This window comes from Fulvivirga marina (genome assembly GCF_016775155.1).
GTDB classification, from domain to species: domain Bacteria; phylum Bacteroidota; class Bacteroidia; order Cytophagales; family Cyclobacteriaceae; genus Fulvivirga; species Fulvivirga marina.
In genome coordinates this window covers 101,628-113,780 of the sequence record NZ_JAEUGD010000003.1, presented here as the reverse complement: position 1 = coordinate 113,780, position 12,153 = coordinate 101,628, and the positions used below count along the sequence as shown (strand labels likewise).

Sequence of the window (12,153 nt, the reverse complement as noted above, 5' to 3'; positions counted from 1 at the left end):
AAAAGGCTGGCGATAGAATTTTCGCCAGCCTTTCTTTTGAGAGACTTTTGAGACAGCCTCTTTTTTTTATTTAAGACACTCAACACCCTGTAAAGCATTTCACCTGACAATATCCAGCTTCACTATTCTCCCCATAAATATTCCCCTCATTCACTCGTTTTCTGGTAGAATTCTTTTTTAAGAAACATCTAAGGCTAATCAGAAGCTATAAAGTACCAAATGCATTGCATTGCTATTGTCTTTCGCAATATTCGCTACATGTAATGAAAACGATGAGAGACAGGTAAATAACCATTAGCCTTTGTTTATCAAAATAAGCGTTTTGAATAAAATGAAATAGATACTCCGCCCCAAGGTGATGTCCGGTTTGCCAATGCTACGTTCAAGCAGTGTGGTAGATCAAAATCAGGAATTCACTCAAACATATCTTAACCAAACATAAAGGTTTTGAATAGCCTTTTTGTTAACTCACTTTATGATTAAGCATAGGTTTAAGCATTTTTGAAGTTTTTTTGGAGAAATATCACCTTTAATCATCTATAGATCTAACAATTACATTCCACCGATATATATACCCATTCATCCGAACACTTAACTCGTTTGTAGTTTTCAGAAATCAATTTACCTGTTTAAACGTTTATTTTGAAACTAACCTAAGTTTAACAAAACATAAAACTATGAAAATGCTTAAAATGTTAAGTGTGGTGTTTTTATCAGCAATGATATTTACTGCATGTAACGATGATAATACCACAAATGGAAAGGGAAAGGCAAGCATCTACATTACAGATGCCCCTATTGATGACGACAATGTAGCGGCAGTTATAATATCTGTAAACAGCGTAGAAGCTAATGGCCCCGAAGGTTGGGAAACGATTGATGAGTTTGAAGAACCAGTTGATATTGATCTACTTAGCTACCAAAATGGAGAGGCTTTCTTGCTAACAGAAAATGAAATGGATGCAGGTACTTATAGTGAAGTGCGTCTTATTTTAAATATTCAGGAGAAGGTAAATGACCAAATACAAAATGAAGGGTCTTACATTGAATACCTTGATGGCAGTAAAGAACCTCTTTTTGTACCAAGTGGTGGTCAATCAGGATATAAAGCCAAGGGAGAATTTACTATCCCTGTTGGTGGTGTAGTGGGTGTTACATTAGATTTTGATGTACGCAAGGCAGTGGTTAAAGCCGGAAACAGCGGTAACTTTATCCTTAAACCTACTATAAGACTCATTGCCAACCAAGATGCCGCCATGATCAACGGACACTTTGAACCGGACAATCTGGATAGCGCCGGCTACAATAAAGTAGTAGCTTTTGCTTATGAAAATGACACTTTTACAGAGTCTGAAACAAATGAACCTGCTGAAGGTGAAATAAGGTTTCCCAATGCAGTAACCAGCAGTGTAATTATAGGTGGAGATTTTACGCTGGCATTTATGAAATCAGGAACATATGATCTCTATTTTGCCTCTTATGATGAAAACGGTGGGTATGTAGAGCTTATAGGTTCATATCAGGATGTCACGCTTGAAGCAGGTACTAAATTGGAGCTCGATCTGGAGCTTAATTTGCTAAATTAGCATTAAGAAGTCCAATTTTTGAAAAGTCAATAAAAAAGCCCCAGACGGGGCTTTTTTATTGACTATCAGTTTTAAATTTACCACAAATCTTAAAATCTATATTATAATGTTTGTTTACAAATTTGGAGGGACCTCGGTAGGCATGCCCGAACGCATGCACAAAGTGTCCGACCTTATCATGTCTGATAAGGAGTCGAAAATCGTTGTATTATCTGCGGTTTCCGGAACTACCAACTCGCTGGTAGAGATCGGAGAATTATTATTATCGCGAAAACAGGACGAGGCCAAATCAAAGGTAGCAAGCCTTAAGAAGCATTATAAAGATTTTATTGAAGGCCTGTTAAGCACTGTCGATGGCAAAGGAAAGGGGAAAGAGATTATTGAAAGATACTTCACCGAAATAAACGCATTGACCCTTATTCCTGATTTCAATCAAGGTAATAACAAAACTATATTGGCTTATGGTGAAATCCTGTCAACTAATTTATTCCATCAGTACCTGTTGGAGTCAGGTATTTCCAATATATTGCTTCCTGCTCTTGATTTCATGACAATTGATCAGGATGGAGAGCCTGAAATTGAAGAGATTTCTAAAAAACTAAAAAAATTAATAGCAGATAATCCCTGCGAACTTTACGTAACTCAGGGTTTTATTTGCAGAAACCATGAAGGTAAAACAGATAATCTACAACGAGGAGGTAGTGATTATACGGCTTCCATTATAGGTGCTGCGATTCAAGCTGAAGAGGTTCAGATCTGGACTGATATTGATGGCATGCACAATAACGATCCAAGGGTAGTTGAAAACACCTTTCCTATCCGAGAATTAACATTTGATGAGGCTGCAGAGTTAGCTTATTTTGGAGCTAAAATACTTCATCCATCCTCTATATTACCTGCTCAGAAATATGGTATCCCTGTAAGACTAAAAAGTACCATCGACCATGATGCCCCAGGCACGGTCATTAGTAATACAAGTGGTGACGTTGATGTAAAAGCCATTGCCGCCAAAGGGGGGATTACTGCCATAAAAATAAAATCGACCAGAATGCTATTGGCCCATGGTTTTTTGAGGAGGATATTTGAAATTTTCGAGAAGTATAAGACTTCTATTGATATGATCACTACTTCCGAGGTGGCTGTATCCGTAACTATTGACCAGTCCAGGCACCTGGATCAAATTGTAGAAGAGTTGAACCACTTTGGGGTAGTAGAGATAGACAAAAACCAGACTATCATCTGCATAGTAGGTAGCATGGTTTCCGCTAAAAAGGGGGTACTGAAAAAGATATTTACTTCAATCTCAGATATCCCAGTAAGAATGGTTTCTTACGGCGGAAGTAAAAATAATATTTCGTTGCTTATAGATTCAGGTTACACCTCTGAAATGTTAAAAGCACTCAATAAAGGTCTTTTCGAATAAGACCTAATATTAGGAGCAGTCTCAGAGGGTTTTCGGCAACCCTCTGAGACCAAGGTCATATTACATAATCAACTTTACCCTAGTCTTAAGAATTTCTGTTGCTTAATTAATAGTATGCCTTACTAAGGTCATGACTAAAACTGTATCAGCAAGAGTAGATACCACACATTAAGAAAGACTACAAATACCCTCGAGTCTACGCACGGTTCACTTCAATATGAAGTTTGAACACTTGCAAACTTTCTAAGGGTTAAGATCCTCTTTCAGAAGCACTATTAAAGGTTAGCCTCTGCTTTTTCGGAAAATATCTTTTTTCAAAACGCCGTAGCTGTCAAAACCCTGCCGATAAGTAATAAAAATAGTCAATGATACACTCAGAGTAGTGGCAACAAAAACTGCCAGCATAATGGCAATCTGATATTTAATAGCAGTCTCAGGCTCTTCTCCACCAATAATTTGTCCTGTCATCATACCTGGAAAAATACCACCCCCATAGTAGCCATACTAGCGATAAATGGCTTCAGAGCTGCTGTCATGCTATCTCTAAAAAATGGAACAATAGCTTCCTTTTGATTCGCTCCCGCCGCCAAATGGTACAGATATCGCTTTTCATCTTTCTTAAGATCTTCATAAAATTTAGAAATGCCAATAATATCCCCTTTCAGGGAATTTCCTAAAAGCATACCCCCAATCACAATCAAGTACCTGGCATCAAATACATTATTTAGGTCCACCAACACTGCATTAAAAAACCATAAAATCAGGCCTGTCGACACCAGAAATGCCAAAAAAATTGGGAACAGAAATATCCTATAATTTAATTCACTGTTATTGGCCGTTGAAACTGCTGCAAAAATAATCATTCCAATAACCCAGGCCGCATTGAGCCAATTATTATCCAGCTTAAAAAAATAAATTAGGGCAATGCCTACCACAAACAGTTGACCAGTCATCCTTATGACTGAGATAATAAGCCTTTTTACAATACGTATGTTAAAATAATATGCCAGTATTAGGGGGATTAAAAGAAGCAAGTAGGCCAGAGCCAATGCTACGGTTGAGATGTCTTGAGAGCCATTCATATCAATTCAAACTATCCAAATCTATCAATTTAACATTTTCTGCTTCCCAAACCTGATCATGTGAAATTATAAGTATCGTTTTCTCATTAAGCCCTAAAAAACACCTTGCAACCTTTTCTTTCAACGCTTCATCAAGAGCTGATGTGATCTCGTCAAGCAAATAGGTAGACCTATCCAAGAGTATTGATGCAACAATGCCTACCCGTTGCTTTTCTCCCCCTGAAAGGTCTGAGATTCTACCTCTATATAGCTCCCCACTCAGATCAAACTGACGGAATAATGTCAGTATATTTTCCAGGTCAACATTCAGGTGTTTATTTGCCTCATAAGAAAATATTTCTTCCAGAAAATCTTTAACAAGTCCCTCTCCAATACTCATATCCTGACTCACATATGCTATAGACCTTCTCACATCCCATACGGAATTACTATCAAGCTTAAGTCCATCATACAGTATATTCCCTTTTTCCGGTTTCAGAAAACCCAAAATCAATCGAAACAAAGTCGTTTTTCCTACTCCGGACTTACCTTTAATTCTAACTTTTTCACCTTTTTGGATGTCCAGTCCAAAGCTTTTGAAAACATGCTTTGAACCAAACTTCAAATCAATGTCTTTTAAACTAATAATATTCATAGATCCCGACAAAGTCTACTTTATGAAGAGTCGCATAATTAATTAAAACGTGTCTTTATTCCCTACCAAATAAATAAAACTGAGATTTAAGTCCAGATATTTGGTTACGCAAAGGCGAGGAATGGTATTTACCTTTACAATATATTATATCATGAACAGAACAATCGTAAAGATATTACTACTTACACTGTTTATAGTTTGGGCATCTGGTACTGACTCTTTCAGTCAAGGAAAGAGCGGAAAGAATAAAAACAAGAAATACAAAGCTAAGGAAAGTGTTGGTCCTCCTCCTTGGGCTCCGGCACATGGTTACAGAGCCAAAACAAGGTACGTATTTTTCAAAGACCATGACGTTTATTATGACAACGAAAAAGGTGTTTATATCTCTGTTTCCGGGAAAGGTTGGGAGGTGTCTGCTAAGTTACCTTCTATATTAAAGGGGATTGACTTAAAAGCGGCGGCCAAAATTGACCTGAATTATAGTGGAGACAGGCCCCAGAAATACTACGATAGGCACAAAAAGAAATATCAGTAAACCAGAGTATGCGCTCACGTTTCTTCCAGAAGTGATGAGCCTTTACTCAAATCCCTAAAGTCCACTGCCAATTTTCATGGAACCTTATCTTTCCATTTGACAATATTTCAGGTGTAGGCTTGCATATTCCAGTTACGATCTTAGTGTTTACCTGATGGCATCTCATGTCGAGTGCACCTTGTCCATCGACGAGTCCTATAAAATGCCCGCCATTTATATCAGCCCCTGAATACCTGCACGTCACAATATTTTCTCACTTTTTATAGTGAAAAATCATTTCACTACCTCCCTCACCATTAGTCACAGATCTGAATTTCAGGCTTATTGTAATTGATCATAGCTCCCGTTTTAGACAAACGCGAAAAACACCAACCATACTAAAAGCAGAAGTGGAAGTAAGAATGGAATAGAGAATCGGATAATGTAACCGAAGAAAGAAGGCATCTTTATACCAATTTGTTCAGCAATTGATTTTACCATAAAATTAGGTCCATTACCGATATAGGTCAAAGCACCGAAGAAAACTGCTGCCACTGATATTGCCTTTAGATCAAGAACACTATCGAAGAAAGTACCACCTTCAGCAAAGGCCACTACTTCTGAAATATTATTGATACTAGCCCCCTGTGACGCTAACGCAGCGGTGAGGAAGTTTATATATGTAGGAGCATTATCCAAAAAGCCTGAAAGCATACCAGTACCCCAGTAAAGTGTGTTATGGCTTATCAGCTTTGAACCTTCAGGTGAAGCAGCAAAGCCACCAACTAGCTCCAATGCCGGCATCATGGTTCCGAAAATACCTATGAAGATAAAGGCGACTTCACGAATAGGTTCGAAGCTAAACTCATTTCCAGTAATCGCATTTTTATTAGCAAACCTGAAAGAGAAAAATGCCACTGAAAACATGATAATCTCTCTTACAAAAGAAAATTTCTGACCGTCATATTCAATAGCAGGCACCCAGTCAAGTACATTAGGGTCAAGAAAAACAGAACCAATAACTACAGCAAGCCAGAAAAAATTTCTAAGTCCTATCAGTTTAATTTTATTAGTATATGTGATCTCTTCATCTGACAAACCATAATTAGACTTGTTTCTCTTATCAAACACATAAAAGGTAGTTAACAGGAGCGCTAGCGCAAACGCCCACGGCAGAAGGTTATGTTCCAGTGTCCAGAAAAACGGAACTCCTTTCAAGAAACCAAGAAATAGTGGAGGGTCACCAATTGGGGTTAGTGAACCGCCAACATTACTAACTATAAAAATGAAGAAAATAATATGGTAGGCCTTTATCCTGGTTTTATTCAACCTAATAAATGGCCTAACTAAAAGCATTGATGCTCCTGTAGTTCCTACCAAATTAGAAATTATGGCCCCAACTAAGAGTAATATGACATTGGCCAATGGAGTTGACTTTTTATCAATATCAATCATAATACCCCCTGAGGCTATATATAGCGAAGCCAGAAGGGCAATAAACTGAACATATTCAGCTAACGCATGAACTGGACCATGCGTATTATGAAGAACAAACAAATAATAAAATACAACAATTGCAGCCAGGGCAATGGCTACCTTAGGGTAATTCTTATGCCAGAAGTGCTCATAAAAAAGAGGTCCAGTCGCGATCATCAGTAGTAACATCACAAAAGGAATAACAGTCCATCCCGGAGGTGCATGATGAGCTTCTTCCTGGTCATGAGTCTGATCTGAATCTCCATGCTGTTGATTTTCCTGATCCACAACTTCCTTTACTTCAACACTTTCGGTTGACAGAGTTATGCTTGAAGCGCCAAGTAATGGGGAAATAGTAAACGAAAATATGAAGATTAGTAAAATGTTGTAAAGCGCTTTTCTCACCAAGACTTTTATTTTATATAAAAACTAATTCCAATAAGGTTTATTGCGGTAATTTTATCACTCTCAACCTCTTCTCCGCGCTCAAAGGTATAGAATATCAATCAATTTCTAATATCTCCGACGGTTAATAAGAAGTTAAAATTTACGAACGGTTATTCTAATTGTCTCATAATAAGTCTGAAATTAAACTGTATTTCCAGGTTTTACTTTTCAGAAAACATAGCTGCTTCTGATGGAAGCCAAACCAAATAACTATGCTCAAAACCAGTAGGGAAATCTCCTTAATTTGGTAGGTTTGGCTTTTTCAACACTTCAGAGATATGCCATAAAGCTCCCCCTTATAATGAATTTTCAGGCAATAGCCTGTTCGAATCAGGTTGGTAATAAAGTCACCACCCAACAGCCGCTCATCAGTAGACCGGGTCAGCCTGAAGATCTTCTTTTGATTTTATTGCGCCATAAAGGAGCTTCCGGCGAGTTGTTCTTTAAATCCATTTGGCAAAGTATTAATTTACACTATATTACTACATAATGTACTAATGAAGAAAGGGATTTACAATACCTCCGGTGCAACTGTCCCTTGAAGCCCCTGTAACACTACTTAAAGTATTCACTTCTCCACATGATCTCAACACTCCCAAAAAACCAAAGATCAAAGCCTCTTTATAATTTACGGTAGTATCATCAGGCACACAAACTTCAGCCTCACTCTTTAAACTCTGTTCAATCCGCTGTATTAGAAACTTATTAAAGGCACCACCTCCGGTAACCAATAACCTTTGACTTTTCCCTGCCCCCGTTATGGCTCGACTTATTTGATTTGTTATGTGTTCAACCAATGTCCTCATCAAGTCAAAAGAAGATATGTCATAATTACTGATCTTGCTTATCACATTATCTTTCACCCATTCATAACCTAATGACTTTGGATAAGGTTGATTATAAAAGTCCAAATTATTTAACACGGTAAGCAACTCAGGAATAACAGTACCTTCCCTGGCTATTGCTCCCCCTTCGTCATAGCTACATCCTTCTTTGCTGGCAACGTAATTCAAAACCATGTTACAAGGGCATATATCATAGGCCAGACGCTTTCCTTGGTTATCAAACGAGATGTTGGCTATTCCCCCAAGATTCAAACAGAAGTCATACTCATGAAAAAGCAAGGCATCCCCTATAGGTACCAGCGGCGCACCTTGTCCTCCAAGCGCAACGTCAAGTGTACGAAAATCAGACACTACTGGCAACTGACTTATTGCGGCTATAATATTACCATTACCAATCTGTTTGGTTATCCCAAGTTCTGGCTGATGAAAAATCGTATGTCCATGAGAAGCAACAAAGTCAACGGCAAGCCTATGATTATCAATAAATGATGCTACGGCTTCTCCAAACCATCGCCCCAAATGTACATCCAGTCTCGTCAATTCATAGCCTGAAAGCTTAACACCCGCCTGCAAACCATTGTACAGCTCTTCAGGGTAACCGCGGGTTTCCGCTGCTTTAATTTTATAATGCCATACACCAGCCTGAAGTTCAAACTCACAATAAGCCATATCCAAACCGTCTAATGACGTTCCCGACATTAGGCCGATCACTTTATACTTCTCCTTATTTTTCATATTTTTGGTACTCAACCTTATTCACCACTTTTTAGAAAGCAGCTAATCTCTTAAGAATTTTATCACTTTCGAAATTAAAAATGAACTTAGCACTCGATTTTGGTAATACGTTTACCAAAGCAGGATTATTTAAAGGAGATGAACTGATCGAAGTCATTAAAGTCATGGAACTCTCCGAGATTGATAAAGTAATTGCTGATTTTCACCCCGAACATGTTATTGTTAGCTCCGTCAGTAAAAGCATTGAAGATATACAGCAAAAACTGAATGGTATACCTACTACCATACTAAGGCCAGACCTTCCTTTACCTTTTAAAATTGGTTACAAAACGCCACAAACTTTAGGACTGGACAGAATTGCCGCCGTAGCTGGTGCGCAAGGAGCTTTCCCCGAATCTAACTGCCTGGTTATAGATGCAGGAACTTGCTTCACTTATGACTTCATTGACCGTCAAGCTACCTACCATGGAGGGTGTATTTCTCCAGGAATCTCATTGCGATTTAAAGCCTTGCATAATTTTACCGCCAATCTGCCGTTGATAGAGTTTGAAAAAGACGTGCCCCTTGTTGGACAATCGACTAAAGAGTCTATACAAAGTGGTGTAATTAATGGCGCTATTGCTGAAATACGAGAAATTATTCGGATGTATAGTGACAAATTCGGACATTTGCAGATTATTATCTGCGGTGGAGACGCCGAATTTTTTGAAAACAAACTGAAAGCTAGCATATTTGTAGCCCCGGAATTGGTTCTCAGGGGCTTAAACAGGATTTTACTTTATAATGCATAAAATTAAAAGTGTTTTGTTAGGAGTAGCATTGACCGTTATAACTGTCAATGTGTGGGGGCAGGCAGCCAAATCACCATTTACCTCAAGAGGGCTGGGAGATATATATGATATGAGCCTTGTGCATAATCAGGGAATGGGGGGGCTAGGCATAAGCAATGGAAGTTACTGGCACCTGAACAATATCAACCCTGCTCTTCTTCCCTATAATTCACTAACTATTTTTACAGCGGGCTTTATTGGAGAAAGAAGAACCATTGAAAACAGCACAACCTCTGAAACCAACTCAGGAGGAAATTTAAACTTTCTGGCTATGGCATTCCCTGTGAAGCCAGGAATATGGACTACATCACTGGGCCTTATGCCATACAGCAATGTCGATTACGAATTCAGCTATACTGATGTGGTTCCAGGTACTAACACAGAAGTCCAATTTACAGAAGAAGGATCTGGTGGACTCAATCAATTCTACTGGTCTAACGGTGTAGCTATAAACAAAAACTTTTTTGTTGGTCTCAGAGCCACTTACCTCTTCAGCTCTATAGAGACAAAATATTCCGATATATTGTTAGATGAAAACCTTGCAGCATACTCAGCGGTAGACAAAGAATTATTCTCTGTTTCTGATTTTTTGTTCTCAGCAGGGTTGGCATTCAATCAGGACTCCATCTTCAGCAATAAAATAAAATTTAAAGCAGGTTTAACATACGACTTTAATGCGGATGTAAAAGCAAAAAGCTCACAGAGCTTTGGACTCGAGCAAGTAGACAGACCTATCTTAAATGCTAAAAATGATACCATCCGTGGAAATATAACTATACCACAGGCCATTGGGGCTGGAATATCTTTCAGTAACGGATTTAAATGGCTGGCAGGGGTTGACGTTAAAATACAGCAGTGGTCTGACTATAAAGACTTCTCGGGCGATAATAGCGACAACCTTCAAAACTCACTAAAAATAACCTTAGGAGGGGAATTCACTCCCGACTATGGCTCAGTAACTTCATATCTAAAAAGAGTGACTTATCGACTCGGACTTGATTATGAAGAGACTCCATATACTATTAACGGCAACCAAGTTAAAGACTTTGGCATCAATTTTGGCTGGTCTTTACCAGTTGGTCGATTCTCTAGTCTTGATATGGCTTTTAAATACGGGCAACGAGGAGATGTACAGGATAACCTAATCAGTGAAGATTACTTTAAGGTTTACCTGGGTTTCAACTTCAACGACCAGTGGTTTATTAAAAGAAAATATGATTAAGTAATTAAATAAGTTATGAAAAGTAAAATGATGAAGCGCATCTTATTGTTAGCGGCAATTATACTACCTTACTTCGCTCAGGCGCAATGCGAAGGTTGGAACTGGCCCGAAGACAGGGCTAAGGCCGAGGAAAAAAATGTACTATATACAGATGCATTAAGAAACGATAACTTTAAAGCGGCAAAGGCACCTCACCAATGGTTACTAAAAAACGCTCCTAACTTAAACACCTCTATCTACATCAACGGAGAAAAGATATATAAGGGCTTGATTGATGAAACTAAAGATCAGGCTCAAAAAGATATCTATATTGACTCTCTTATGTTGATCTATGACATGAGAATGCAGCATTGTAATGAAAAGGCAGATGTTATGGCCAGAAAGGCTTATTCTGCTTATCGCTATAATGTAAAAAAGAAAGGCGAATTGGCAAATGTGCTTGAGCTTTTCGATCAAGCTTATGAATTGGGTGGTGAAAACGTGGATTACTACATGCACGTACCCTATATGAGCGTTGTGGTTTACAACAAAAAGTATCTTGATAACTTGTCCGATATTGAGATTCTAAACAGGTATGACAAAATCATGGAGACTGTTGACAACCAAATCCAAAAGGGAGGAAAATACGTAGATAAACTTACAGACTACAGAGGTAAAATTGATGGGTTATTGGTAAGTGTAATCGACGTAGATTGCGATTTTGTAAGAGAAAACCTTGCTCCAAAATTCAAAGAAAGTCCTGATGACCTTAAATTAGCCAAAAAGATCTTTGCTTTCATGCTTAATGGCAAATGTACTGACGACCCTCTTTGGTTAGAAGCAGGAAGAGTGATTCAGGAAAAAGAACCTAGCTATGGACTTGCTAAAAACCTTGGTCTTAAATTCAAAGCCAGTGGTGATAACCAAAAAGCTGTTAGCTACTTTGAAATGGCCTTAGGATTAACTGAAGACCCAAGTCAAAAAGCTGAGATGTATATTCAAATGGGAGCTGTAAAAGGTGGAGCTGGTGCCCGTGCAATGTATAGAAAAGCCCTTTCAGTAGACCCTACTAGTAAGGATGCATACACCGCGATCGGTAACCTGTACTTCAACAGCTTCAATACTTGCAAAGGTGAAAAGGATATTGTAAAAGACAGAGCTGTTTTCTTAATAGCTTATGATATGTTCCAAAAAGCTGGAAATACTAGAGCAATGCAGTCTGCAAAAGAACAGTTCCCTTCAACTGAAGAAATATTTACCTATAATTATACAAAAGGTAATCAAATAACTGTAGATTGTTGGATCAATGAAACGACTACAATCAGAAGCCGAGACTAAGAAGTACTATTAAATAAACAAGGGCCATAGGGTAATCCCTGT

9 protein-coding genes and 1 pseudogene are annotated in these 12,153 nt (G+C 38.3%); 6 read left to right on the top strand and 4 right to left on the bottom strand.

Annotation, left to right across the window (positions count from 1 at the left end; translation table 11 throughout):
* The first annotated feature begins 677 nt into the window (after positions 1–677).
* Positions 678–1,586, top strand: a complete 909-nt coding sequence (locus JMN32_RS01790; protein WP_202854566.1) for a DUF4382 domain-containing protein — start codon at positions 678–680, stop codon at positions 1,584–1,586.
* Positions 1,587–1,692: 106 nt separating this feature from the next.
* Positions 1,693–3,009, top strand: coding sequence for an aspartate kinase (locus JMN32_RS01785; protein ID WP_202854565.1), 1,317 nt, complete (start codon positions 1,693–1,695; stop codon positions 3,007–3,009).
* Positions 3,010–3,291: 282 nt separating this feature from the next.
* On the opposite strand, the pseudogene JMN32_RS01775 reads toward JMN32_RS01785, so the two are convergent.
* Both JMN32_RS01775 and JMN32_RS01770 read right to left on the bottom strand, forming a co-directional pair.
* Positions 3,292–4,091, bottom strand: a pseudogene (locus JMN32_RS01775) (ABC transporter permease).
* A gap of 1 nt (position 4,092) precedes the next feature.
* Positions 4,093–4,725, bottom strand: coding sequence for an ABC transporter ATP-binding protein (locus JMN32_RS01770; RefSeq protein ID WP_202854562.1), 633 nt, complete (start codon positions 4,723–4,725; stop codon positions 4,093–4,095).
* A gap of 151 nt (positions 4,726–4,876) precedes the next feature.
* On the opposite strand from JMN32_RS01770, the gene JMN32_RS01765 reads away from it, so the two are divergent.
* Positions 4,877–5,260 (top strand): hypothetical protein, encoded by a 384-nt coding sequence (locus JMN32_RS01765; protein ID WP_202854561.1) that lies wholly within the window; start codon positions 4,877–4,879, stop codon positions 5,258–5,260.
* 348 nt (positions 5,261–5,608) lie between these two features.
* On the opposite strand, the gene JMN32_RS01760 is transcribed toward JMN32_RS01765, so the two are convergent.
* Both JMN32_RS01760 and JMN32_RS01755 read right to left on the bottom strand, forming a co-directional pair.
* Complete coding sequence (locus tag JMN32_RS01760) at positions 5,609–7,120, bottom strand: sodium:proton antiporter (RefSeq protein ID WP_202854560.1); 1,512 nt, start codon at positions 7,118–7,120, stop codon at positions 5,609–5,611.
* 536 nt (positions 7,121–7,656) lie between these two features.
* On the bottom strand, positions 7,657–8,742 hold the full coding sequence (locus JMN32_RS01755) for an anhydro-N-acetylmuramic acid kinase (protein ID WP_202854559.1): 1,086 nt from the start codon (positions 8,740–8,742) through the stop codon (positions 7,657–7,659).
* Positions 8,743–8,822: 80 nt separating this feature from the next.
* Here JMN32_RS01755 and JMN32_RS01750 point away from each other — a divergent pair, with 80 nt between their 5' ends.
* The 3 genes from JMN32_RS01750 to JMN32_RS01740 are packed head-to-tail and all read left to right on the top strand — an operon-like array spanning position 8,823 to position 12,111.
* A complete protein-coding gene (locus tag JMN32_RS01750) occupies positions 8,823–9,533 on the top strand; it encodes a type III pantothenate kinase (RefSeq protein WP_202854558.1) in 711 nt (236 codons plus the stop codon).
* Positions 9,526–10,794, top strand: a complete 1,269-nt coding sequence (locus JMN32_RS01745) for a hypothetical protein (protein ID WP_202854557.1) — start codon at positions 9,526–9,528, stop codon at positions 10,792–10,794. The genes JMN32_RS01750 and JMN32_RS01745 overlap by 8 nt, the downstream gene beginning before the upstream one ends.
* 15 nt (positions 10,795–10,809) lie before the next feature.
* Positions 10,810–12,111, top strand: coding sequence for a hypothetical protein (locus tag JMN32_RS01740; protein WP_202854556.1), 1,302 nt, complete (start codon positions 10,810–10,812; stop codon positions 12,109–12,111).
* The last annotated feature ends 42 nt before the right edge of the window (positions 12,112–12,153 follow it).

What these genes read in the sequence shown, in the direction of transcription:
- JMN32_RS01765 (WP_202854561.1), top strand. Translation starts at nt 4,877, where the DNA reads ATGAACAGAACAATCGTAAAGATATTACTACTTACACTGTTTATAGTT.
- JMN32_RS01785 (WP_202854565.1), top strand. Translation starts at nt 1,693, where the DNA reads ATGTTTGTTTACAAATTTGGAGGGACCTCGGTAGGCATGCCCGAACGC.
- JMN32_RS01790 (WP_202854566.1), top strand. Translation starts at nt 678, where the DNA reads ATGAAAATGCTTAAAATGTTAAGTGTGGTGTTTTTATCAGCAATGATA.
- JMN32_RS01750 (WP_202854558.1), top strand. Translation starts at nt 8,823, where the DNA reads ATGAACTTAGCACTCGATTTTGGTAATACGTTTACCAAAGCAGGATTA.
- JMN32_RS01740 (WP_202854556.1), top strand. Translation starts at nt 10,810, where the DNA reads ATGAAAAGTAAAATGATGAAGCGCATCTTATTGTTAGCGGCAATTATA.
- JMN32_RS01755 (WP_202854559.1), bottom strand. Translation starts at nt 8,742, where the DNA reads ATGAAAAATAAGGAGAAGTATAAAGTGATCGGCCTAATGTCGGGAACG.
- JMN32_RS01770 (WP_202854562.1), bottom strand. Translation starts at nt 4,725, where the DNA reads ATGAATATTATTAGTTTAAAAGACATTGATTTGAAGTTTGGTTCAAAG.
- JMN32_RS01745 (WP_202854557.1), top strand. Translation starts at nt 9,526, where the DNA reads ATGCATAAAATTAAAAGTGTTTTGTTAGGAGTAGCATTGACCGTTATA.